Raw genomic sequence first — 24,378 nt, 5'->3', positions numbered from 1 at the left:
CTGTCAGTACCAATCCAGAGCGTGTGGAAAAACAACGCCGAAACGATGGGCGCATGACCATTTTCCAGGCGAGGGGTGGGAAAAGGGTAATTTTAGTAATTGGTAGGTCAGAATTGGCTGGAGCCCTTATAGAACGTGGCTTTCAGCTATTACCTCGGAGGGTAATATAAGGTAACGAGAGAGGTAATGTTTTGTTCAGCCCCGCATTTTACTGGGTTTGGCAGCTCACTGGCATTACTGTCTCTGAAAGTAATTTCCTAACCACTTACTTACCTTATTATTACCTCTATAAACTTTACCAACTACCTGATTTTATTGAGGTTTATAAGGTTTTTGACAGATAATTACCAAAATTACCTTTTTCCCATGGCTCAACATAAATCGTTCAAAGCGCCTGTTGTGACCGTTTTCTGCAACCTGGTGCATTTTAGCCATGGGACTGCCATGGGACAGATCCTGTGCGCACCACCGGGCTGCAGCCCTTATAAACCGGGGGCCTTGGTTTCGAAAACCGCGAACGGGTAGTTGTTGGCGCCAAATCGCACCAGCAGCGGATGCCAGATGCGCTGCATGTCCAATTGGGCCAGCACCTGCTTGCCCAGCTCGCGGGCCTCGGATTCGAGCATGCCGGGGCGGATCTGCTGGGACAATTGCTCAATGGCACGCCAAGTCATGGCTTGGGCGTGGCGCATGGAATCGATGCTGTAGGCGGCGCCCACGGCTTCCTTCGAAGGTGCGTTCAACGGGGTGTCCTCGGTTTTTATTGGGCTAATCGCTGTATTTTTTACTATATAGCGAAGAATTGTGATTGGGATACCCGCGTGTGCAACGAACCCGGCTACGCGCGCCTGAAAAGGCGCGCATACACCGCAATATTGATCAACAGGACCAGGGCGCCCAGGCCGATTTGGATCTGCGGTGTCAGCCCCGCCGGATAGATCAGGGCAATGATGTAGTGCTCGATAAAGCCTGCGCCATAACCCTCTTGCCCTGCGAGGTGGCGCAGCAGGTTTTCCCAGCGGGTCAGGGGGCAGGGCAGGTGGAAGAACTCGACGGCCATGCCCCAGGCTGCGGCGGGCAAGTGCAGCCAGATGACCCGGCGCCAGCGCAGGGCGAGCAGGCCACCGAACAGCACAAACAGGATAAAACACAGGTGAAACAGCACCAGGCTGTCGGCAGCAATGCGCAAAAGCATATCGGGTTCGCTTGAACGGGCAGGCCGCCAGTCTAAGGGATAATGAGTTGCTTGCAGGCCGGCAGGGCCGTTATTGTGCTGAATCCTTTTAGTCCTTTGCCACGGATCTTTTGTGATGAGTGCATCGCGTACTGCTGTCGGCCCGATCAAGGCCGTGATTTTCGATATGGACGGGTTGCTGCTGGACACTGAAGGCATCTACACCGAAGTCACGCAGATCATCGCCGAGCGCTATGGCCGCACTTACGACTGGGGCATCAAGCAGCACATCATCGGTCGTGGCGCCCAGGACCTGGCCGAGTATGTGGTCAAGGCGCTGGACTTGCCGATCACGCCCGAAGAGTTCCTGCGTATCCGTGAGCCGTTGATGAGCGAGCGCTTTCCCAAGGCGCTGGGCATGCCAGGTGCCGAGGCATTGGTGCGGCATTTAAGTGCGCACAATATTCCGATCGCCGTGGGCACCAGTTCGTCGCGCCATTCGTTTGGCCACAAGACCACCCTGCACCGTGAATGGTTTGGCCTGTTCGGCACAATCGTCACGGCCGACGATCCGCAAGTCGGCGCTGCCAAACCTGCGCCAGACATCTTCCTGACCGCCGCCAGGCGCCTGGGCGTTGCGCCGGAGGATTGCCTGGTGTTTGAAGACTCACCGTTTGGCGTGACTGCCGCCAAGGCGGCGAACATGACCGCCATCGCGGTGCCCGATGAAGCCATGGCCGACAGCAAGTACGCGCATGCCGACCAGATCATCCGCAAACTCGCGGACTTCGACCTGGCCGCCTACGGCCTGCCGCCGATGCGCTGAATCAACGCGCGGCTGGCCGGCGATAGCGGCCTTGAGGGCGCCATCGCCGGCCAGCCGGCTCCTACAAGGTTATGCGCTGAAGCCACCATCGATGGACAGGCTTGCCCCCGTGATGTAGCCAGCCTCGGGTCCAACTAGGTAAGCCACAAAACTGGCAATCTCTTCCACTTGTCCATATCGACCGATTGCCATGAGCCCCAGCAGGCTTTCGGCAAACTCACTGTTGGCCGGGTTCATGTCGGTGTCCACCGGGCCCGGTTGCACATTGTTGATGGTAATCCCCCGTGGCCCCAGGTCGCGCGCCAGGCCCTTGGTCAAGCCCACCAGCGCTGACTTGCTCATGGCGTACGGGCCGCCGCCGGCGAAGGGCATGCGCTCGGCGTTGGTGCTACCGATATTGATGATCCGCCCACCTTCACCCATGTGCCGGGCTGCTGCCTGGGTGGCGATAAACACGCTGCGTACGTTGATGGCCAGGGTCTGGTCAAAGTCCTCCAGTTTGAACTCTTCCAATGGGCCTGCCGCCAGTACCGCGGCGTTGTTCACCAGGATATCCAGGCGCCCGAACACCTCGACAGTCGTGTTGACCGCCTTGCGAATAGCCTCGGCATCGGCGCTGTCGGCATGAATCGCCAGGGCTTGGCCGCCATTGCTGACGACACTGTCCTGCAGGGCCTCGGCCTTGGCAGCAGAGTTGACGTAGGTGAAGGCAACGGCTGCACCTTGCGCCGCCAGGCGCTTGACGATGGCAGCGCCGATGCCGCGGGAACCGCCCTGGATCAAGGCAACTTTGCCGCTGAGGTTTTGCGTGGTCATGTCGATCTCCCAGTCATGCAAGGCAGGGGTGCCTTGTTGTTGGCGTCGAGTATCGACCCCACGGGTGCCCCTCGGTAGACCGTGATTGCTATAGTCTGTGTAAACCAAAAGTTTAGAGTGGGGTGATATGGAGAGCTTCGGCAGTATCGAATGCTTTGTGCGCAGCGCCGAAGGCGGCAGCTTTGCCGAGGCGGCCCGGCACCTGAGCCTGACGCCGGCCGCCGTCGGCAAGAGTGTGGCCAAGCTGGAGGCGCGCCTGGGTGTGCGGCTATTTCAGCGCAGCACCCGGCGCCTGACAATGACCGAAGCCGGCAAGTTGTTTCTTGAGCAGGTCAGCGCCAGTCTCACGACCATCCAGAATGCCGTGGCCAACCTGGCCAGTGCCGAAGGCCGGCCTGTGGGCACGCTCAAAGTGAGTATGGGCACGGTATTCGGCAACCGTTATGTGGTACCGCTGTTGGCGGAGTTTCTGCAGCGCTTTCCCGATCTCAGCCCTGACTGGCACTTTGATAATCGCCAGGTCGACCTGATCGGCCAGGGTTTTGACGCGGCCATCGGTGGCGGGTTCGAGCTGCCGCAAGGCGTGGTCGCGCGCAAGTTGGCCCCGGCCCACCGGATTCTGGTGGCTTCGGCCGATTACCTGGCGCAACGCCTGCCCGTGCAGGTTCCTGAAGACCTGGCGCTGTGCAATGGCATCCTGATTCGTTCGCCGCAAACCGGCCGCGTGCGTACCTGGCAACTGACCAACCGCGCCCGCGAACAGCGCCCGTTGATGCTCAAGCCGCGCATGACCATGGGCGACTCCGAAGCTGCGTGTTGCGCCTGCACCCAAGGCCTGGGCATTGCCCTGGTCAGCATGCCCATGGCCGTGCCGTTCCTCGACAGTGGCGCGGTGGTGCGGGTGCTGCCCGACTGGTACGTCGATGACGGCAACATCTCGCTGTATTACGCAGAACACAAGCTGCTGCCGGGCAAGACCCGGGTGTTTGTCGACTTCATCATCGAGCAGTTTGCAAAGCAGCAGTTGGCGCAGCGGTTCAGTGCCGTCTGAGCCGGTTTGTCGGTGATGGCCTACTGTGCGAATCGCCCCGGCCAACCGATGACTTTCTTGGGGCGGGGTGTCGCATAGGTCCTCACCTTCGAGGTCGACAGCCCCAGCCTCACCAGGGATTCGGCCAGGGTCACGGCAGCGGTCACGCCATCTACCACCGGTACGCCGGTGCGCTGGCGGATCTGCTCATCGAGCCCGGCCATGCCACCGCAACCCAGGCAGATCACCTCGGCCTTGTCTTCGCTGATGGCCAACTCGGCCTGGCGCACAATCGCTTCCATGGCCTGCTGCGGGTGCTCTTCCAACTCCAGCACCGCCATGCCACTGGCCCGCACCGAGGCGCAGCGCTCATACAGCCCGGAAAGCTTGAGCCGGTCTTCGATCAGCGGCACCGTGCGGTCCAGGGTGGTGACCACAGAGTAAGCATGGCCGAGGAACATCGCGGTGCTGGCGGCGGCATCGGTGATATCCACCACCGGCACGTTCAACAGTTCCTGCAGGCCTTCGCGGCCATGTTCGCCATAACCGGCCTGGATTACGGCATCGAATGGCTGGTCGTAGGCCAGCACCCGGTCCATCACGGCGATGGCTGCCAGGTAGCTTTCGAAGTTGCCTTCTACCGATTCGGCGCCGAAAAACGGGGTCAGCCCGACAACTTCGGTGCCTGGCGCCGCAACGCTGCGGGCCTGCTGGGCGATGGCCTCGGTGATGGATTCGGTGGTGTTGACGTTGACGACGAGAATGCGCATGGAAGGCTCCCTGTTCAATGGCTGGCGTTGTCGACAGCGATGCTCTCGCCGCTGATATCGGCATAGAACGGTTGGCGCTTGGCGATCAGCCGGTACAGCACCCCGGCAATGCCGGCCCCAAACAGCCAGGAGAACGGCGAGACGCTGGCAAAGCCCGGCAACAGCGCCAGGGCAATGGCAATCATCGCCGCCGGGACAAACGCAGCCACCGCCCGCAGGTTGACCCCGCGGCTGTAGTAATACGCGCCGTCAGGGTCTTCGCTGTACAGCTGCGGCACGTTGATCTGGCCCTTACGGATCAGCCAGTAGTCCACCATGATCACGCCATACAGTGGGCCCAGCAGGGCACCGAGGCCGGAGAGGAAGTACACAATCACCAGCGGGCTGTTGTAGAGGTTCCAGGGCAGGATGAGCACGGCGAGGAACGCACTGATCAGCCCGGCGCTGCGGAAGTTCAGGTACTTGGGCGCCAGGTTGCTCAATACAAAGGCCGGGGCAACGAAGTTGGCCATGATGTTCACCGCCACGGTGACGATCAGAAAGGCCAGGCATCCCAGTACCAGGAAGAAGGTATTGGGAATGGCCGCGATGATCTGGGTGGGGCTTTCGATCACCTGGCCATTGAGTTGGAACTGCCCGCCGCACAGCAGTATGGTGATGATTGCGAACAGCAGGATGTTCACCGGCAGGCCCCAGAAGTTACCGACCTGGATGGTCTTGCGGCAGGGCGATGAACGGGCGAAGTCGCAGAAGTTGAGGATCAGGGTGCCGTAGATCGCCAGCCACAAGGCGCCGCCGGCAAAGATATTGCGCCACATCTCGCCACCGCTCAGGGGCTCGCGGATTGACCAGGCGATGTTGCCGCTGGCCTGGAAGTACATCCAGCCGGCCAGTGCCGCAACGGTCAGCAGAATCACCGGGCCGGCAAAGCCTTCGTAGCGTCGGACCATTTCCATGCCGTACGCCAGAATCACCAGTTGTACAAACCAGATCATCACAAAGCAGGCCCAGCCCAAGGTTGAGAGGCCGAGGATCGAGTTGTGGTCGTAGTCGGAGAGTCCTGGATGAATCGCCACCAACAGCACGCGGAACACGACTGATGCCAGGTAGGTTTGAATCCCGAACCAGGCGATTGCAATCACGGCCCTGATAAGCGCGGGAATTTGTGCGCCATATATGCCGAAACTTATCCGGCTGATCACCGGAAACGGCACACCGGTTTTCTGGCCCATATAGCCCGACAAGTTCATAAAGAAATACACGAGCGCCGCGCCGATCCCCAGGGACAACAGAATCTGCCAGCCACCCAGGCCCAGGGCGTACAAGCCGATGGCAAAGGAGTAGTTGGCGATGTTGTGCACATCGTTGGTCCACAGGGCAAAGATGCTATAGCCGCCCCAGCGCCGGCCTTCGACCTTGGTGGGTGCCAGATCCTTGTTGTGCAGGCGCGGGCTGAGCACCAGCGGGCCGGGGTTGGCGGTCGTGGGGGGGGACGTAGAGGAGGGCAGATCCAGTGCGAGGTTGTTGGAGAGACTTGTACGCATTCCGGCAGGCTCCTGGCGTCTGCAGCGGGCGCGTGGTTCGGCGCGCCTGGCATGCGGACACAAAGTGTATGAGGGTTGTTGTTGAAGTTGTATACAAAGACTTCAACTCCCTTAGCCACTTGTGTGCCAGGTTTTTATCTATCAAAAGTTTTGTTTATTTCGTTTTTGCATGTCTGATTAATAAATAGCTGAATTTAAACAGCTATAAGTTGACCGTTTGAACAGGTATTTATTTTTATGCAGGGATGTGCGAATAGGAGATGTAGGAAGTTGGCTGTAAAGGGGTGTAACTTTTCGGTGCGTAACTATTAAAGTGCACACAAAAATGGCACTGTTGGTTACGTTTATGTGTACACAATGATGATGCGCCGTAAGCAAATATGGGAGCGGGCTTGCTCGCTCCCACACAAGCCCACACCACATTTTTCATGTGTTGCCAGATCAGGCCTTGCTGATGATATTGCCCGCATGTAACCCGCATTCCTTCTGGGTTGCCTCTTCCCACCACCACCGGCCTTCGCGTTCATGCTGGTTTGGCAGCACCGGGCGGGTGCAAGGCTCACAACCGATGCTGATAAAACCGCGTTCGTGCAGGCTGTTGTACGGCAACTCCAGCATGCGGATGTAACCCCAGATCTCTTCACTGGTCATTTGTGCCAGCGGGTTGAACTTGTAGAGCGTGCGCTCGGGCGTAGAGAACGCGCTGTCGACTTCCAGGGCCGCCACCTGGCTACGGGTGCCGGGGCTCTGGTCGCGACGCTGGCCGGTGGCCCAGGCGCTGACGCCGGAGAGCTTGCGGCGCAGTGGTTCGATCTTGCGCACGCCGCAGCATTCGCCATGGCCGTCCTTGTAGAAGCTGAACAGGCCCTTTTCCTTGACGAAGGGCTCCAGCTTGCTCTGGTCCGGGGAGATCAACTCGATATCAATCTTGTAGAAATCGCGCACCTGCTCGATAAACCGGTAGGTCTGCGGATGCAGGCGGCCGGTGTCGAGGCTGAAGACTTTGACGTTCTTGTTGAGCTTCCAGGCCATATCCACCAGTACCACGTCCTCGGCACCACTGAAGGAAATCCACAGGTCATCGCCGAACTGGCTGAATGCCAGCTTGAGGATGTCCTGGGCGGACTTGTTGGCATAGGTCGCGGCGAGTTCAGCGACATCGAAGGCTTGGTTCATCAGGACGGTTCCTACAGGTCAATGGCGCTGGGCGCTCTATACGAGGGGGATGTTAACAAAATCTGCACTGCGTTGCGGTGGCCTGCGTGAATCGCTAGAGTTCGGCAGTCCTTTTGCTCGCTCAACTGAAAAAAATCCAAATGGGAGTGTCTTGTGGAAATTGCCTGTCTCGACCTGGAAGGGGTACTGGTTCCGGAAATCTGGATCGCCTTCGCTGAAAAAACCGGTATTGAATCCTTGCGGGCCACCACCCGGGACATTCCCGACTATGACGTGCTGATGAAGCAGCGCCTGCGGATTCTCGACGAACACGGCTTGAAGTTGTCGGATATCCAGGAAGTGATCGCCACCCTCACGCCGCTGGAGGGCGCCGTCGAGTTCGTCGATTGGTTGCGTGAGCGCTTCCAGGTGGTGATCCTGTCGGACACTTTCTATGAGTTTTCCCAGCCGTTGATGCGTCAGCTGGGCTTCCCGACCCTGCTTTGCCATCGCTTGATCACCGATGAAAATGACCGGGTGGTGAGCTATCAACTGCGTCAGAAAGACCCCAAGCGCCAATCGGTGCTGGCCTTCAAGACTCTGTACTACCGGGTAATCGCAGCAGGTGATTCCTACAACGACACCACCATGCTGGGGGAAGCGGATTGCGGGATTCTGTTCCATGCGCCGCAAAACGTGATTCGCGAGTTCCCGCAATTCCCCGCGGTGCATACCTTTGAGGACTTGAAGAAAGCGTTCATCAAGGCGTCGAATCGTTCGTTGAGCCTGTAAGTGATCTAGCGAGGCGGGTTGCCTCATCGCGGGCTTGCTCGCGATGGGGCCGGCAAAGGCGCTACAAATCCTCAAGTGTTTCCAGCAGCACCCGCACCTTGGTCATCGATTCCTGATACTCCTCTTGCCACTGGGAATCGGCAACGATCCCACCACCGCCCCAGCAACAGACCTGGCCATCCTTGACCAGCAGGCTGCGAATGGCGATGGAGCTGTCCATTTCGCCGCGCACATCCAGGTACAGCAACGAGCCGCAGTACAGCCCGCGCCGGGTCGGTTCCAGTTCGTCGATGATCTGCATGGCGCGGATTTTCGGTGCGCCGGTGATCGAGCCGCCGGGGAAGCTGCCGGCGATCAGGTCCAGGGCGTCCTTGTCGGCGGCCAGTTCACCGGTCACGCTGCTGACCAGGTGATGCACATTCGGGTAGCTTTCCAGGCTGAACAGTTCCGGCACCTTGACCGAGCCGATGCGGCAGGTGCGGCCCAGGTCATTGCGCAGCAGATCGACGATCATCAGGTTCTCTGCGCGATCCTTGGGGCTGGCCAGGAGTTCGGCGGCGTTGGCTGCATCTTCTTGCGGGGTCAGCCCTCGCGGGCGGGTGCCCTTGATCGGGCGGGTTTCCACCTGGCGCTGGCTGATCCGCACGAAACGTTCCGGTGACAGGCTCACGACTGCGCCGTCATCCGGCAGGCTCTGAAAGCCCGAGAACGGCGTCGGGCACGCTGCGCGCAGGGCGCAATAGGCGACCCAGGGATCACCGTTGCACGCCGCACGAAAGCGTTGGGCGAAGTTGACCTGATAGCAGTCACCCGCCTGGATATAGTCCTGGATACGGGCCAGGGCCTGCTTATAGGTTTCGGCGCTCAAGTCCGCCGTCATCCGGGTGTGCAGCTTGAAGCTGGCCGGGGGATGGGCGACAGGTTGGCTGAACAGGGCCAGCAGCCGTTGCCGTTCGCTTTCCAGCAGTTTTGGGTGGAACACCAATTGGCTGGTGTGTGCCTGGTGGTCGCTGATCAAGGCCCAGGAATAAAGACCAAAACGTGCATCGGGAAGGCCGATGTCGTCGATTGCCTGACGCGGGAGTTGTTCCAGGTGGCGACCAAAGTCGTAGCTCAGGTAGCCGATCAAGCCGCCGACAAATGGCAGCTCATAAGGCGCGGGCAGGCTGGCATCACCCAGCAGCGTCAGGTTTTCCCTAAGTCGTTGCAGGAAATCGCTACCGCTTTCGTCCGGCCACACCGCCAGGGTTGCTTCCGGCCAAGCGCTGAGCAGGTCATAGCGACCACGCTCGGCGGCCGGTCGGCCACTGTCCAGCAGCACGGCGCCGGGGGCATGGCGGATCGCCGCAAAATACTCGGCGGGGTTGGCATGGTAGGGCAGCGGGTGTACGGAGCAGGTCGACATGCGGGGGTGTATCAGCCATGGGCGTGGGGAGGGGATTGTAGTCCCCTGTAGGATTTGCTCCTAGAGGGGATGTCGGGGATTGTTGGGTGGGGGGCGGTGTTGTCTGTTAGGGCGCTATCGCCGGCAAGCCGGCTCCTACCAAGCGATCAGCCTTGCACGGGGGGAATGTGTCCGAACATTTCCTGGGCGAATTTCACGCGTTCTTCCGCCGTTTCCGCTACCCCGGCCGCTTTCAGCTCTTCGAGGCGCGCCTCTACGGCATGGGTGCGCAAGGTCAGGCCGCAGTCGTTGGCGATCTGGATGTTCAGCCCTGGCCGGGCATTGAGTTCCAGGATCAGCGGGCCTTTTTCCTGGTCCAGCACCATGTCGACCCCGATGTAACCCAGCCCGCACAGCTCGTAGCAGCCGGCGGCAAGTTTCATGAAACCGTCCCAGTTGGGCAGTTGCACGCCGTCCACCGCGTTGGTGGTGTCGGGGTGTTTGGTGATGATGTTGTTCAGCCAGGTGCCCCGCAGGGTCAGGCCGGTGGCCAGGTCCACACCCACGCCAATCGCGCCCTGGTGCAGGTTGGCCTTGCCGCCGGATTGACGGGTCGGCAAGCGCAGCATGGCCATTACCGGGTAGCCCATCAACACGATGATGCGGATATCCGGCACGCCTTCGTAGCTGATGCTCTTGAAGATCTGGTCGGGCACCACCCGGTATTCGATCAGCGCACGGTCACGGTGGCCGCCCAGGGAGTACAGGCCGGTGAGGATGCTGGAAATCTGATGCTCGATCTCCTCATGGCTGATGATCTTGCCGGACACCGTGCGATAGCGCCCTTCAAAGCGGTCGGCGATCACCAGGATGCCGTCGCCGCCGGCGCCCTGGGCCGGCTTGATCACGAAGTCGCTACGGCCACCGATGATTTCGTCGAGCTTGTCGATTTCTTTCTCGGTGGAAATGATCCCGTACATCTCTGGCACATGGATACCGGCCTGGATCGCCCGCTCCTTGGTGATGATCTTGTCATCGACGATCGGGTACAGGCTGCGCTTGTTGTACTTGAGCACGTAGTCGGCATTGCGCCGGTTGATGCCCATGATGCCCCGCGCTTCCAGGGCCTTCCAGGTCTTCCAGAACCCGAACATTACGAGTCAGCCTTGAGGAAAGCCTTGAAACGCACCAGCTCGGTCAGGCGGTAGCCGCGATAGCGCCCCATGGCCAGCATGAAACCCACCAGGATCAACAGGATCGCCGGGAAGGTGAACACGAAGTAGATCAGCTCTGGCACGCTCATGATGAGGTGGGCCAGGGACGCGGCGAACAGGGTGCCAATTGCGACTTTCATCGCATGGCCGCCGCCGCGCTCTTCCCAGGTAATGGACAGGCGTTCGATGGTCATGGTCAGGATCACCATCGGGAACAACGCCACCGACAGGCCGCGCTCCAGGCCCAGCTTATGGCTGAACAGGCTGATGGCCGCAATCAGCACCACGACGAAGGTCAGCACCACCGACAACCGCGGCAGCATCTGCAGCTTCAAGTGCTCCAGGTACGAGCGCAGGGACAGCCCGAGCGCGGTAATCACGGTAAACAACACGATGCCAAAGCCCAGCTGTGTCTCGCGGAACGCCAGGGCGATCAGCACCGGGGTGAACGTACCCAATGTCTGCAGGCCGATCAGGTTGCGCAGGATCAGGATCACCAGCACGCCAATCGGGATCATCACCATGATCATGAAGGTCTGCTGGGTTTGCAGCGGCAGGCCATAGAGCGAGTATTCGAGGAAGTTGGCGTCGGTGTTCTCGTCCGTCAGCTTGGCCAGGCGAATGGCGTTCATTTCGCTGTTGTTCAGGCTGAAGGTCACGGCAGCTTTCTTGCCGCCATCGACGGTGATCAGGTTTTCATCGCCGGTCCACCACAGCAGGCGGTCGGAGGGCAGGCCCTGCTCACCGGTTTCCGGGTTGAAGTACAGCCAGTCGTTGCCATTGAAGCTGCGCAGCCACAGTTCCGGGGTTTGTGGCTGGTCGGCCACCAGGCGGATGGTGTGGACCTTTTCCACCGGCACATGGGCGATGGACAGCAGCAACTCGACGATCTTGGCCTTGTGCGGCGTCGACGGATCGCCTGCCAGCAGCAGTTTGACGTTGTCGTCGTTGAGGTTGTTGGTGCGCTTGATGGCTTCGCTGATAAAGGTCTCGACGTCGGCCGAGTGCTGGCGGATCGGCGCCAGCAGGGCCTCGGCGGCGATTTTTTCCGGGCCTTCCACGGCGATGCTGTCGCGGAAGGTCGGGCCCTTGACCTTGACCTTTTCACCGCTGTAGCGTTTGGTCAGCACCAGGCGGTAGTAGAGGGTCTGGTTGCCCTTGGCGCGTCGGGCCGACCAGGTCACCTTGCGGTTGCCGTCGATGCGGTTGACGCTCACCCCGTAGTTATTGGAGATGAAGCTCTCATTGAGGCTGACGAAGTCGCGACTCAGGGGCGGCACGAACATCTGGACCTTTACCGGGTCCTTCGCATTGGCGACGAACTCGACCTTGGCGTCGATGTTCCACAGGTCGTCAGTGGCGTCTTCGGTCACCGGGATGCCGAGGACCAGGATCTGATAGGCCGTGACCGAAATGCCCAGTACCACCAGGACGGCGATCAGAATCTTCAGGTGCATAGTAAGAGAGCGCATTGGAATTACTCGGCGGTATGAGCGTCGGTGGCGCAGGCAGGTTTGCCCGCTGCATATTTAAGACTGGGGTCGACCAGCGCATCAAAGCGTTTCAAGGCTTCGGAGCCGATCAGCAGCGGGTATTGGAAGGCGCTGCGGTCAGTCAAGTTCACTTCGATGCTGCGTAAAGCGGTGCCCATGCAGATGTCCAGGGCAATCACCGGACGGGCGGTGTAGTTCTTGTCCTCATCGGGGTCGTAGTCACCGGCGCGGCGCTTGATCTTGCTGACGCGGGCCAGGGGGCGCTCGATGGGGTGCGAGTGGGCGGTATCGATGGCCAGGTAGAAGCGCACCCAGGACTCACCATTGCGCTTGAAGCGCTTGATATCCCGGGCACTCAAGGATGCAGTCTTGGCGCCGGTGTCGAGCTTGGCGGCAACTTCCAGGTCAATGCCCGCCAGCTTGGCGTATTCATTGAGGCCATAAACGGTCTTCTCGGCAGCAATGCCAAGGCCCGGAAACATCAATAGGCAGAACAATAAGGGGAAGGGCTTGAGTCTCATAGATCCTGAGGCGGTGCAGTGCGATGTTTGATTCAAGGCGACTGGCATTGCTGCGCAAGCTCCCTCGTGCGCCTTTTCATCGATAGATGTCAGGCAAATGCGGCGGGCATTCTAACATGAAGGTTTTCTGGCGCCAGCGCTGGCAGCCGGCCATGCCTGACAGCGTGCAAGAAGGCTTATTAGACGATTGTCGACAATGTGTATTTATTCTTTGACTATCAGGGGCTGATTGGCTAGTTTTTGCGGCATTGCTTTTAAAGGTGTCGACAATCATGCTGGATCAGCTGGAAATGCCGGTAGTAGGGCAGGACGACTCCCAGACGATGTCCGAGAATGTCTTCCGCCGTATCCAGGCCGCCATCGTCAAGGGCGAGATAGCCCCCGGCAGCAAGATCTCGGAGCCGGAACTGGCGCGCACCTACGGTATCAGCCGTGGCCCGCTGCGCGAGGCGATCCACCGCCTGGAAGGCCAGCGCCTGCTGGTACGCGTGCCCCATGTCGGCGCGCGGGTGGTATCCCTGAGCCAGGCTGAACTGGTGGAACTCTACGAAATCCGCGAGTCCCTCGAAGGCATGGCCTGCCGCCTGGCCGCCGAACGCATGACCGACGAGGAAATCGAGGAACTGCGCCAGGTCCTGCACACCCACGAGCGCGATGCCGCATTCCAGGCCGGTGTTGGCTACTACCAGCAGGAAGGTGACTTCGACTTTCACTACCGGATCATTCAGGGCGCGCGCAATCGCACCTTGACCCAAATGTTGTGCGGCGAGCTGTATCAGTTGGTGCGCATGTACCGTATCCAGTTCTCCGCCACCCCCAACCGTCCACGCCAGGCATTTGCCGAGCATCACCGCATTCTTGACGCGATTGCCGATCGCGACGGTGAGCTGGCCGAGCTGTTGATGCGCCGCCATATCGGCGCCTCCAAACGCAATATCGCCCGTCACTTCCCCGACGGCGCCCCCTCGAGAGGTGAGTCATGAGTTCCTATAAAAACAGCACCCCCGGCCAGCGTTTCCGTGACGCAGTCGCCAGCGAACACCCCCTGCAAGTGGTCGGCGCAATCAACGCCAACCACGCTCTGCTGGCCAAACGCGCCGGCTTCAAGGCCATCTACCTGTCCGGTGGCGGTGTTGCCGCAGGCTCCCTGGGTGTGCCGGACCTGGGCATCACCGGCCTGGATGACGTGCTGACCGATGTGCGCCGCATCACTGACGTATGCGACCTGCCGCTGCTGGTGGATGTGGACACCGGGTTTGGTTCCTCGGCGTTCAACGTGGCGCGCACTGTCAAGTCGATGATCAAGTTCGGCGCCGCCGCGATCCATATCGAGGACCAGGTGGGCGCCAAGCGCTGCGGCCATCGCCCGAACAAAGAGATCGTGTCCCAGCAGGAAATGGTCGACCGCATCAAAGCCGCCGTGGATGCCCGAACCGACGACAGCTTTGTGATCATGGCCCGCACCGACGCCCTGGCCGTTGAAGGCCTGGAGTCTGCCCTGGAGCGCGCCGCCGCGTGCATAGAGGCCGGCGCCGACATGGTGTTCCCGGAAGCCATTACCGAGCTTGAGATGTACAAACTGTTCGCTTCGCGTGTGAAAGCCCCGATCCTGGCCAATATCACTGAATTCGGTGCGACGCCGCTGTACACCACCGAACAGTTGAAATCTGCCGATGTTTCCATCGTCCTGTACCCGCTGTCGGCTTTCCGTGCCATGAACAAGGCCGCCGAGAACGTCTACACCGCGATCCGTCGCGACGGTACCCAACAGAATGTGATCGACACCATGCAGACCCGCATGGAGCTTTACGATCGCATTGACTATCACACCTTCGAGCAGAAGCTCGACGCATTGTTTGCTGCCAAGAAATAAACGCCTTACGAACAACCGCAGGAGCCGGCAAGCCGGCTCCTGCGGGGCCGCGATTACCGAAGGCCTCCTTATAAATACAAGATTGGAGAAGAACCATGGCTGAAGCAAAAGTACTGAGTGGCGCCGGCCTGCGTGGCCAAGTGGCCGGGCAGACCGCACTGTCCACCGTGGGCCAGGCCGGTGCCGGCCTGACCTATCGCGGCTACGACGTGCGCGAACTGGCCGCCGACGCGCAATTTGAAGAAGTCGCCTACCTGTTGCTGTACGGCGAGCTGCCAAGCAAGGCTGAACTGGCCGCCTATACCGCCAGGCTGGCTACGCTGCGCGATCTGCCGCAAGCGCTGAAAGAAGTGCTGGAGCGCATCCCCGCCGACGCCCACCCGATGGACGTGATGCGCACCGGTTGCTCGTTCCTCGGCAATATCGAGCCGGAAAAAGACTTCAGCGTGCAGCGCGATGTCACCGACCGTCTGCTGGCCGCCTTCCCGGCGATCATGTGCTACTGGTACCGCTTCAGCCACGACGGCAAGCGTATCGACTGCGTGACCGACGAGCCGAGCATCGGCGGGCATTTCCTGCACCTGCTGCACGGCCAGAAGCCGAGCGAGCTGCATGAAAAAGTCATGAACGTGTCGTTGATCCTTTATGCCGAGCACGAATTCAACGCCTCGACCTTCACCGCTCGGGTGTGTGCCTCGACCCTGTCCGACCTGTATTCCTGCGTCACTGCGGCCATTGGCTCGCTGCGCGGCCCGTTGCATGGCGGCGCCAATGAGGCGGCGATGGAAATGATCGAGCGTTTCTCTTCGGCCGAAGAAGCCGTGAAGGGCACCCTCGGCATGCTGGAGCGCAAGGACAAGATCATGGGCTTTGGCCATGCGATCTACAAAGACAACGACCCGCGCAATGAAGTGATCAAGGGCTGGTCGAAAAAACTCGCCGATGAAGTGGGCGACAAGGTGTTGTTCCCGGTCTCCGAGGCCATCGACAAGACCATGTGGGAACAGAAAAAACTGTTCCCCAATGCCGACTTCTACCATGCCTCGGCGTATCACTTCATGGGGATCCCGACCAAGCTGTTCACCCCGATCTTCGTGTGTTCGCGCCTGACCGGCTGGGCTGCGCATGTGTTTGAGCAGCGTGCCAACAACCGCATCATCCGTCCAAGTGCCGAGTACATCGGCGTCGAACAGCGCAAGTTCGTGCCAATCGAACGTCGCTGAGTGAGGAGACCGACAATCCCGAATGGGTAACCGAATCAAAAGTGTGGGAGCGGGCTTGCTCGCGAACGCGGGATCACTGTCACTGAATGTGTTGAATGACACACCGCATTCGCGAGCAAGCCCACTCCCACATTTTTGACCTCATTCCAATTCTGGGGCGGCGCAGATCTTCCTTTTGTAACTACCGTGACCGAGTCCTGACGATGAACACTGAATTTCGCAAACCGCTCCCCGGCAGTCGCCTGGACTACTTCGACGCCCGTGGGGCTGTCGAGGCAATCACCCCTGGCGCCTACGCCACCTTGCCCTACACCTCCCGCGTGCTCGCCGAGAACCTGGTGCGCCGTTGCGACCCGGCGACCCTCAACGCGTCCCTGGGCCAACTGATCGAGCGCAAGCGCGACCTTGACTTCCCCTGGTTCCCGGCCCGTGTGGTGTGCCATGACATCCTCGGCCAGACCGCCCTGGTGGACCTCGCCGGCCTGCGTGATGCCATCGCCCTGCAAGGCGGCGACCCGGCCCAGGTCAACCCGGTGGTGCCGACCCAACTGATCGTCGACCACTCCCTGGCTGTCGAGGCCGGTGGTTTTGACCCGGACGCCTTCGAGAAAAACCGCGCCATTGAAGACCGCCGCAATGAAGACCGCTTCCACTTTATCGAGTGGACCAAGAAGGCCTTCAAGAATGTCGACGTGATCCCGCCAGGCAACGGCATCATGCACCAGATCAACCTGGAGAAAATGTCCCCGGTGATCCAGGTGCGTGACGGCGTGGCCTTCCCGGATACCTGCGTCGGCACCGACAGCCATACCCCGCACGTGGATGCCCTGGGCGTGATAGCCATTGGCGTCGGCGGCCTGGAGGCCGAGAGCGTGATGCTCGGCCGCGCCTCATGGATGCGCCTGCCGGAAAGCGTTGGTGTCGAGCTGACGGGCAAGCTGCAACCGGGCATCACCGCCACCGACATGGTGCTGGCACTGACCGAATTCCTGCGCCAGCAGAAAGTCGTTGGTGCCTGGCTGGAGTTCTTCGGCGAGGGCGCCTCGGCCCTGACCCTGGGCGACCGCGCGACCATCTCCAACATGGCCCCGGAATACGGTGCCACGGCGGCGATGTTCTACATCGACGCGCAAACCATTGCCTACCTCAAGCTCACCGGGCGTGAAGATGAGCAGGTCGCGCTGGTCGAGCAGTATGCCCGGCATACCGGCCTGTGGGCCGATGACCTCAAGGGCGCGCACTATGAGCGTGGCCTGAGCTTTGACCTGTCCAGCGTCGTGCGCAATATGGCCGGCCCCAGCAACCCGCACGCCCGCGTGGCTACCCGCGACCTGGCCGCCAAGGGCATCTCCGGGCAATGGGACGATGTACCGGGGCAAATGCCCGATGGCGCAGTGATCATCGCGGCCATCACCAGTTGCACCAACACCAGCAACCCGCGCAATGTGATCGCCGCCGGCCTGCTGGCGCGCAATGCCAACCAGCTCGGGCTGGCCCGCAAACCGTGGGTCAAGTCGTCCCTGGCACCGGGCTCGAAAACGGTGGCCATGTACCTCGACGAAGCTGGGCTGACCAGTGAGTTGGAGCAGTTGGGCTTTGGCGTCGTCGCCTTCGCCTGCACCACCTGCAACGGTATGTCCGGTGCACTCGACCCGGTGATCCAGCAAGAGATCATCGACCGCGACCTGTACGCCACCGCCGTGCTCTCGGGCAACCGCAACTTCGACGGGCGCATCCACCCGTATGCCAAGCAAGCGTTCCTGGCGTCGCCACCGTTGGTGGTGGCCTATGCGATTGCCGGCACCATCCGTTTCGATATCGAAAAAGATGTGCTGGGCCTGGACGCGAGCGGCAAGGCAATCCGCCTGAAGGACATCTGGCCGAGCGATGAAGAAATCGACGCGGTGGTCAAGGCTTCGGTCAAGCCGGAGCAGTTCCGCCAGGTCTACATCCCGATGTTTGCCATCCATGAAGACACCGGCCCGAAAGTCGCGCCGCTGTACGACTGGCGCCCGCAAAGCACCTACATCCGTCGCCCGCCGTACTGGGAAGGTGCCCTGGCCGGCGCGCGCCCGCTCAAGGGCATGCGCCCGCTGGCGGTGTTGCCGGACAACATCACCACCGATCACCTGTCGCCGTCCAACGCGATCATGCTCGACAGCGCCGCCGGTGAATACCTGGCGAAAATGGGCTTGCCGGAGGTCGACTTCAACTCCTACGCCACACACCGCGGCGACCACTTGACCGCCCAGCGTGCAACCTTTGCCAACCCGAAACTGTTCAATGAAATGGTCCAGGAGAACGGCAAGGTCAAGCAGGGTTCCCTGGCGCGGATCGAGCCTGAAGGTAAGGTCACGCGCATGTGGGAAGCCATCGAAACCTACATGGAACGCAAGCAGCCGCTGATCATCATTGCCGGCGCCGACTACGGCCAGGGCTCGTCCCGCGACTGGGCAGCCAAGGGTGTGCGTCTGGCCGGTGTGGAAGCGATCGCCGCCGAAGGCTTCGAGCGTATCCACCGTACCAACCTGGTGGGCATGGGTGTGTTGCCCCTGGAGTTCTTGCCGGGCACCGACCGCAAGACCCTGCAGATCGATGGCAGTGAAACCTATGACGTGATCGGCCAGCGCACCCCGCGTGCGCAGTTGACCCTGGTGATCAACCGCAAGGATGGCGAGCGTGTCGAAGTGCCGGTGACCTGCCGCCTGGACACCGCCGAAGAAGTGTCGATCTACGAGGCGGGCGGTGTATTGCAACGCTTTGCCCAGGACTTCCTGGAATCGGCAGCGACCGCCTGAAGAGGATACCCATGACACACGTAGCGCAAATCAAGATCGCCGCCACCTACATGCGTGGCGGCACCAGCAAGGGCGTGTTTTTCAACCTCAAGGACCTGCCCGAATCGGCCCAGGTCCCGGGGGCGGCGCGGGATGCCTTGCTGCTGCGGGTGATCGGCAGCCCCGACCCCTATGACAAACAGATCGATGGCATGGGTGGCGCCACGTCCAGCACCAGCAAGACGGTGATTCTGGCCAAGAGCACCCGCGCCGGGCATGACGTGGACTACCTGTTTGGGCAGGTGTCCATCGACAAGCCCTTTGTCGACTGGAGTGGCAACTGCGGCAACCTGTCGGCGGCGGTCGGTTCGTTCGCCATCAGTACCGGGTTGGTTGACCCAGGCCGCGTGCCTCATAACGGCGTAGCCGTGGTGCGGGTCTGGCAGGCGAATATCGGCAAGACCATCATCGCCCATGTGCCCATCACCAACGGTGCGGTGCAGGAAACCGGCGACTTCGAGCTCGATGGCGTGACCTTCCCGGCGGCCGAAGTGCAGTTGGAGTTCCTCGACCCGGCAGCGGAAGAAGAGGGCGGCGGCGGTTCGATGTTCCCCACCGGCAACCTGATCGACGACCTGGAGGTACCTGGGGTCGGCACCTTCAAGGCGACGCTGATCAACGCAGGGATCCCGACGATTTTTATCAATGCCCAAGACCTCGGCTACACCGGCACCGAGCTGCAAGGCGCGATCAATAGCGACCCGAAAGCCTTGGCCATGTTCGAGACAGTACGGGCCCATGGCGCGTTGCGCATGGGCTTGATCAAGCACCTGGACGAAGCCGCCCGGCGCCAGCACACGCCGAAGCTGGCGTTTGTGGCCAAGCCTGCGGATTACCTGGCCTCCAGCGGCAAGGCGATCAAGGCAGGCGATGTGGATCTGCTGGTGCGGGCGCTGTCCATGGGCAAGCTGCACCACGCGATGATGGGGACGGCGGCGGTGGCGATTGGCACGGCAGCGGCGATTTCCGGGACCCTGGTCAACCTCGCGGCGGGCGGCGTGGAACGCAATGCCGTGCGGTTTGGGCATCCGTCGGGCACCTTGCGTGTGGGCGCCGAAGCCAGCCAGGTCAACGGCGAATGGGTGGTGAAGAAAGCCATCATGAGCCGCAGTGCGCGGGTGTTGATGGAAGGCTTCGTGCGGGTCCCCGGCGACGCGTTCTAAACCTTGCACCGGCCCCAATGTGGGAGCGGGCTTGCTCGCGAAAGCGGTATTTGAGTCAGCACTTGTATTGACTGATCCACCGCTTTCGCGAGCAAGCCCGCTCCCACACAAACCCGCTTCCACTGGGGATTATCGGTAGCTTCTGAATTTATGTACGAGAGCAGGCACTCAGACCTGCCACAAACACCCAACCCTGAGCCTGAGGACGGAACACACCCAACCCATTTTGGAGTACTGCCATGAGCGCCAACGTCGACCAGAACAACCGCCCCGACTACGACCAGGTTTTGCAGGACATCGCCGATTACGTCCTCAACTACCGTATCGATTCGCGGGATGCCCTGGACACCGCCCGCAATTGCCTGATGGACACCCTCGGTTGTGGCCTGCTGGCCCTGCGTTTTCCTGAGTGCACCAAGCACCTGGGGCCGATCGTCGAGGGTACGGTGGTGCCGTTCGGTGCGCGGGTGCCGGGTACGTCCTATCGCCTGGACCCGGTCAAGGCCGCGTGGGATATCGGTTGCATCGTACGTTGGCTTGACTACAACGACACCTGGCTCGCCGCCGAATGGGGCCATCCTTCGGATAACCTCGGTGGCATCCTGGCCGTTGCCGATCACCTGTCGCAAAAGCGCGTGGCCAATGGCGAGGCGCAGTTGACCATGCGCGCGGTGTTGGAAGCGATGATCATGGCCCACGAAATCCAGGGTGTGATTGCCCTGGAAAACGCCTTCAACCGCGTCGGCCTTGACCATGTGCTGCTGGTCAAAATCGCCTCCACGGCAGTGTGCGCCAAGTTGATGGGCGCCCAGCGCGAGCAACTGCTGGCGGCGCTGTCCCAGGCGTTTGTCGATGGGCAGGCCCTGCGTACTTATCGCCACGCGCCGAACGCCGGATCACGCAAGTCCTGGGCGGCGGGGGATGCGTCAAGCCGTGGCGTGCGCCTGGCCGACATCGCCATGCGTGGCGAGATGGGGATTCCCGGCGTGCTGAGCGCACCGCAATGGGGCTTCTATGACGTGCTGTTCAGCCATACCAACAAGGACCTGGCCCTCAAGCCCGAAGACAAGCGTGCATTCAGCCTGCCCCAGCCCTATGGCACCTACGTGATGGAAAACGTGCTGTTCAAGATCAGTTTCCCTGCCGAGTTCCACGCACAAACTGCCTGCGAAGCGGCGGTGAGTTTGCATCCGCAGGTCAAGCACCGGTTGCATGAAATCGACAGAATCGTCATTACCACCCATGAGTCGGCGATTCGCATCATTTCCAAGGTCGGCCAACTGGCCAATGCCGCCGACCGCGACCACTGCCTGCAATACATGACGGCTGTGCCCCTGGCGTTCGGCAACCTGGTGGCCGAACAGTACGAAGATGAGTTCCATGCCGCGCACCCGATCCTCGATCAATTGCGCGAGAAGATGGTCATTGTCGAAGACCCGCGCTACAGCCGCGAGTACCTGGAAGCGGACAAGCGTTCCATTGCCAACGCGGTGCAGGTGTTCTTCAAGGATGGCTCCAGCACCGAGCAGGTGGCAGTGGAGTATCCGATTGGCCATCGCCGTCGCCGGGCCGATGGGATTCCGTTGCTCGAAGATAAGTTCAAGGCCAACCTGTCCACCCGGTTTACCGCGCAGCGCAGTGCCGAGATTTTTGCCTTGTGCAAGGATCAGGCACGGCTCGAAGCGACGTCCGTGAGCCGGTTTGTGGACCTGTGGGTGATGTAAGAGCGTCGGACGAACGTTTGTGAAGTGGACACATTTGCTATTAGTACGCCCTGCATCGTAGGAACCATATTCAGATAACCACCAATCAGGTAGCCAGATGGCCTGTTTACGCGGGCCGTCTCATGAGTCCAATACATGAATCTGAGAGGTCCTCCATGACTAGCGTTAGTCCTCAGCAGTACGCACCCAATTACGTTTATGAAACACACCCCAAGCCAGTGTCTGGGGGGAGCGAAAACAGAGGTCCAACACACAGTCCCAGGCAAGTCCCGTCAGACTCAGCGTCACCCCGACCGCCAATGACTGCTCAACAGCGCGGGCAGTTTTCTGCACATAAGGGGCTGGTCAATTCACCGTCATCTGCGACAAATATTGACCCGGCCCGGCTTGCACAGCTTTCCCAGGAGAACAATCAACTGCGCGACAAGCTTAACCAGCTGGTTGCTCAGTTCACGCCGATAATCATGGAGCTTCAACGGCAAGTGGCTGACCTGGCTCAGCAAGTCAATACGATGCAACGCCCGGGGAAAGCGGAGTCCCCATCGAATCCGGGCGCGAGTAACAGCCCTGCGGTGCAGCAGGACAATACCCCACCTGAAACACCTGTTCGTGTGGGAGATACAACGGTTTCGGGAGGCGAAGCGCCGCGAAATCTTGGGCAATTGACTGCTGAAAACGATGAGTTGCGCGATGCGATCGAGCGCCTGAAAACCCAGTTCACGAGGGTGGTGACCCAACTGCAAGAGCAGATCCAGGCGTTGAGTCAGAAGGTGGGTAGTGCGCCGGCCCCCGAGAACCAGGCGCCTGCTGCCACCTCGGACCCGAAGGCCAATAGCAATGTTCCGTCGGACACCGCGCCGACGGGGCAAGCGACCAGTACCCAGGGCAACACCCCATCGGCTCCGGCGACTCGCAGCGTTGACCAGCTCATACACGAGAACGAGCAGTTGCGTGCGAGCATCGATCAAATGATGACTGAATTCACTCAAGCGATTGCCCAACTGCAGCAGCAAATAGCGCAATTGAGCTCCCAGATCAAAGCCCAGGCGAAGTAAGGGGAGGCTGAGCTCCCCCCCAATTGGCGGCCTGCGACTTCACTCGAACCGCAGGATCACCCGCCGGTTGTGTTTGCTTTTTTTCTCGATTTTTTCGCAGAACACCCGACCGATCTCCTCGGTGTTGACCACATGGGTGCCGCCACACGGCTGGATATCGATGCCGGCAATCTCTATCACCCGGACCGCGCCCTGGATCACCGGTGGCGCGACGGCTTGGGTGCGGGTGATCTGCAGCAGGGTGGAATACTCAGACGCCGGCATCGACAGCGACTTGACCTCATGGGCCTGTTCGATCAAGGCATTCAGGTCGCGGGTGATGCTTTCTTTGTCCAGGGTCATTTCCGGCAGGTCGAAATCCAGGCGGCCCTTGTCGGCGCTGATGCTGCAACCGGTCACCGGTGCGTCGATGATCGAGCACAGCAGATGCAGGCAGGTGTGCATCTTCATGTGCTGGTAGCGCCGCTCCCAGTCCAGGCCTGCGTCGACCTGCACGCCAGCACGCAATGATTCGGGGCTGTGTTCCACTTGATGCCAGATGATCGAGCGCAGCACTGGGTCGCGCACGGTCCCGGTCACGTTGACCTGGCTGCCGTCCGGCAGCGTGAAATAACCGGTGTCTCCTGGTTGCCCACCCCCTGTGGGATAGAACAGCGTGTGTTCCAGGGCGACGCCCTGTTCACTGACGGCGATCACACGGGCGCTGAAGGCGTTCTGGTAAGGCGCGCTGTCGAACAGCGCCAGGGTTTCCATTGTGTGCACGGACATGTTCAACCTCCAACGATCAGTGGGCTGGTTTGCAGCAGACGCCGCACCATTGCGCTCAACCCGGGTGGGGAAAGCAGGGTGACCTCGAACTTCGGCCCGCATACCTTCAGGTTCAGGGGCAGGCGCGGTGGATGGGTGGGTGCCTGCAGCGTGCGCAGGCGAAATTGCAGGTGATGGCGTTCCTTGACCGTGGGTTCCAGCACCAGGCCGGGCAGCGGATGGAAGTCAGCATCCAGCACCGTGACCCGGTGGCTGGTGTTGACTTCGCCGACCACATGCAGGCGCTCGTCGAGGGCAAACGCCCCGAGGTAGGTGCTGGCGTCTGATTCGTCGTTTTTCTGCAACTGGATCTGGTTGACCACCTTGACCTTGGTGCCCGCGGGTACGTCCTGGGTAATCACACAGGAGGGGCTGATAAATACGTTGTCGCCAATCAGCACATACCCGAGCACCCTGGCGCCCGAGCCGACTTCCACATTGTTGCCCAGGCGTGGGTGGCGCTTGCCGTCCGGGTTGTTGGCGATGCCCCGGGCGCCCAGGGTCACGCCACACAGGATGTAGCAGTCATTGCCGATTTCGCAGGTTTCGCCGATCACCGTGCCAAAGCCATGATCCAGGACAAAACGCCGGCCAATCTGGGCGGCCGGGTGGATTTCGGCCCCGGACAGGATCTTGCCCTGGTTGCTCAAGGTCAGCGCGATGGCGCAGGACTGGCCGTGGGGCTGGTCGGGAAGATTCCATACCCGGTGCGCCAGCCGGTAAAACAGCACGGCCTTGAACGAGGCGTAGGACTCCAGGATCAACTCGCCCCGGCCCCTGGACGCCGGATCGCGCCAGGCATAGGCGATCAGGTCCTCGGCCACCTCCTGCGCCGCTGGCTGGATCAACGCCGCCAGATGTGGCTGCAACTGTGCCATCTGCGCCGGCGACAGGGCCTTGATGAGGTGGGTCAGCAACTCATCGTGCAACTGTTGCATGTCGATAAAGCCTCCCATGGAAGGCACCCCCGTAATGGT

General features: G+C 60.7%; 21 protein-coding genes and 1 pseudogene. 10 read left to right on the top strand and 12 right to left on the bottom strand.

Annotation, left to right across the window (positions count from 1 at the left end):
• Positions 1-527: 527 nt before the first annotated feature.
• Together HZ99_RS08485 and HZ99_RS08480 are read right to left on the bottom strand one after the other, a co-directional pair.
• Positions 528-743, bottom strand: a pseudogene (locus HZ99_RS08485) ((Fe-S)-binding protein); the annotation flags it as partial.
• 95 nt (positions 744-838) lie between these two features.
• A complete protein-coding gene (locus tag HZ99_RS08480) occupies positions 839-1,195 on the bottom strand; it encodes a DUF2784 domain-containing protein (protein WP_038442355.1) in 357 nt (118 codons plus the stop codon).
• 115 nt (positions 1,196-1,310) lie between these two features.
• Here HZ99_RS08480 and HZ99_RS08475 point away from each other — a divergent pair, with 115 nt between their 5' ends.
• The gene (locus HZ99_RS08475) at positions 1,311-2,000 is read left to right on the top strand and encodes an HAD-IA family hydrolase (RefSeq protein WP_038442354.1); all 690 of its coding nucleotides are present in this window, start codon (positions 1,311-1,313) and stop codon (positions 1,998-2,000) included.
• 69 nt (positions 2,001-2,069) lie between these two features.
• Here the strand turns inward: HZ99_RS08475 and HZ99_RS08470 are convergent, their stop codons facing one another.
• A complete protein-coding gene (locus HZ99_RS08470; protein ID WP_038448007.1) occupies positions 2,070-2,816 on the bottom strand; it encodes a 3-oxoacyl-ACP reductase family protein in 747 nt (248 codons plus the stop codon).
• Between the two features lie 127 nt (positions 2,817-2,943).
• Here HZ99_RS08470 and HZ99_RS08465 point away from each other — a divergent pair, with 127 nt between their 5' ends.
• A complete protein-coding gene (locus HZ99_RS08465; RefSeq protein WP_038442353.1) occupies positions 2,944-3,867 on the top strand; it encodes a LysR family transcriptional regulator in 924 nt (307 codons plus the stop codon).
• Positions 3,868-3,887: 20 nt separating this feature from the next.
• On the opposite strand, the gene HZ99_RS08460 is transcribed toward HZ99_RS08465, so the two are convergent.
• The 3 genes from HZ99_RS08460 to HZ99_RS08450 form a co-directional block, all read right to left on the bottom strand.
• Complete coding sequence (locus tag HZ99_RS08460) at positions 3,888-4,616, bottom strand: aspartate/glutamate racemase family protein (protein ID WP_038442351.1); 729 nt, start codon at positions 4,614-4,616, stop codon at positions 3,888-3,890.
• A gap of 14 nt (positions 4,617-4,630) precedes the next feature.
• A complete protein-coding gene (locus HZ99_RS08455) occupies positions 4,631-6,160 on the bottom strand; it encodes an NCS1 family nucleobase:cation symporter-1 (RefSeq protein WP_038442349.1) in 1,530 nt (509 codons plus the stop codon).
• Between the two features lie 441 nt (positions 6,161-6,601).
• Positions 6,602-7,336 carry a phosphoadenylyl-sulfate reductase gene (locus HZ99_RS08450; RefSeq protein ID WP_038442348.1) on the bottom strand — a complete coding sequence of 245 codons (735 nt, stop codon included), beginning with the start codon at positions 7,334-7,336 and terminating at the stop codon, positions 6,602-6,604.
• A gap of 153 nt (positions 7,337-7,489) precedes the next feature.
• Between HZ99_RS08450 and thrH the strand changes: the two genes are divergently transcribed.
• The gene (gene thrH / locus HZ99_RS08445) at positions 7,490-8,107 is read left to right on the top strand and encodes a bifunctional phosphoserine phosphatase/homoserine phosphotransferase ThrH (protein WP_038442346.1); all 618 of its coding nucleotides are present in this window, start codon (positions 7,490-7,492) and stop codon (positions 8,105-8,107) included.
• Positions 8,108-8,168: 61 nt separating this feature from the next.
• On the opposite strand, the gene pabB is transcribed toward thrH, so the two are convergent.
• From pabB to HZ99_RS08425, 4 genes are all read right to left on the bottom strand, one after another.
• Positions 8,169-9,512: an aminodeoxychorismate synthase component I gene (pabB, locus tag HZ99_RS08440; RefSeq protein WP_038442344.1), complete on the bottom strand. Its 1,344-nt coding sequence runs from the start codon at positions 9,510-9,512 to the stop codon at positions 8,169-8,171.
• Positions 9,513-9,658: 146 nt separating this feature from the next.
• Positions 9,659-10,645, bottom strand: coding sequence for an alpha-L-glutamate ligase-like protein (locus HZ99_RS08435; RefSeq protein ID WP_038442342.1), 987 nt, complete (start codon positions 10,643-10,645; stop codon positions 9,659-9,661).
• Entirely contained in the window at positions 10,645-12,177 is a 1,533-nt protein-coding gene (locus tag HZ99_RS08430; RefSeq protein WP_038442341.1) for an inactive transglutaminase family protein, read from the bottom strand. The genes HZ99_RS08435 and HZ99_RS08430 overlap by 1 nt, the downstream gene beginning before the upstream one ends.
• Before the next feature lie 5 nt (positions 12,178-12,182).
• On the bottom strand, positions 12,183-12,719 hold the full coding sequence (locus HZ99_RS08425; RefSeq protein ID WP_038442340.1) for an ATP-dependent zinc protease: 537 nt from the start codon (positions 12,717-12,719) through the stop codon (positions 12,183-12,185).
• A 272-nt stretch (positions 12,720-12,991) separates the two neighbouring features.
• Here HZ99_RS08425 and HZ99_RS08420 point away from each other — a divergent pair, with 272 nt between their 5' ends.
• The 7 genes from HZ99_RS08420 (at position 12,992) to HZ99_RS08390 (ending at position 22,594) form a co-directional block, all read left to right on the top strand.
• Positions 12,992-13,702, top strand: a complete 711-nt coding sequence (locus HZ99_RS08420; protein WP_038442339.1) for a GntR family transcriptional regulator — start codon at positions 12,992-12,994, stop codon at positions 13,700-13,702.
• On the top strand, positions 13,699-14,592 hold the full coding sequence (gene prpB / locus HZ99_RS08415; protein ID WP_029298299.1) for a methylisocitrate lyase: 894 nt from the start codon (positions 13,699-13,701) through the stop codon (positions 14,590-14,592). The genes HZ99_RS08420 and prpB overlap by 4 nt, the downstream gene beginning before the upstream one ends.
• A gap of 95 nt (positions 14,593-14,687) precedes the next feature.
• Positions 14,688-15,815, top strand: coding sequence for a bifunctional 2-methylcitrate synthase/citrate synthase (gene prpC / locus HZ99_RS08410; protein ID WP_038442337.1), 1,128 nt, complete (start codon positions 14,688-14,690; stop codon positions 15,813-15,815).
• Between the two features lie 203 nt (positions 15,816-16,018).
• On the top strand, positions 16,019-18,613 hold the full coding sequence (gene acnD, locus HZ99_RS08405) for a Fe/S-dependent 2-methylisocitrate dehydratase AcnD (protein ID WP_038442336.1): 2,595 nt from the start codon (positions 16,019-16,021) through the stop codon (positions 18,611-18,613).
• Positions 18,614-18,624: 11 nt separating this feature from the next.
• Positions 18,625-19,815: a 2-methylaconitate cis-trans isomerase PrpF gene (gene prpF / locus HZ99_RS08400; protein WP_038442334.1), complete on the top strand. Its 1,191-nt coding sequence runs from the start codon at positions 18,625-18,627 to the stop codon at positions 19,813-19,815.
• 239 nt (positions 19,816-20,054) lie between these two features.
• Positions 20,055-21,539 carry a 2-methylcitrate dehydratase gene (gene prpD / locus HZ99_RS08395; RefSeq protein WP_038442332.1) on the top strand — a complete coding sequence of 495 codons (1,485 nt, stop codon included), beginning with the start codon at positions 20,055-20,057 and terminating at the stop codon, positions 21,537-21,539.
• Between the two features lie 299 nt (positions 21,540-21,838).
• Positions 21,839-22,594 (top strand): hypothetical protein, encoded by a 756-nt coding sequence (locus tag HZ99_RS08390; protein ID WP_038442331.1) that lies wholly within the window; start codon positions 21,839-21,841, stop codon positions 22,592-22,594.
• Positions 22,595-22,633: 39 nt separating this feature from the next.
• On the opposite strand, the gene HZ99_RS08385 is transcribed toward HZ99_RS08390, so the two are convergent.
• Both HZ99_RS08385 and HZ99_RS08380 read right to left on the bottom strand, forming a co-directional pair.
• Entirely contained in the window at positions 22,634-23,362 is a 729-nt protein-coding gene (locus tag HZ99_RS08385) for an alanyl-tRNA editing protein (RefSeq protein ID WP_038442330.1), read from the bottom strand.
• 2 nt (positions 23,363-23,364) lie between these two features.
• Entirely contained in the window at positions 23,365-24,357 is a 993-nt protein-coding gene (locus HZ99_RS08380; protein ID WP_038442328.1) for a serine O-acetyltransferase, read from the bottom strand.
• Between the last annotated feature and the right edge of the window lie 21 nt (positions 24,358-24,378).

This window comes from Pseudomonas fluorescens (assembly GCF_000730425.1).
Taxonomy (GTDB): Bacteria; Pseudomonadota; Gammaproteobacteria; order Pseudomonadales; family Pseudomonadaceae; genus Aquipseudomonas; species Aquipseudomonas fluorescens_X.
This window is presented reverse-complemented; position numbering and strand designations above follow the sequence as displayed.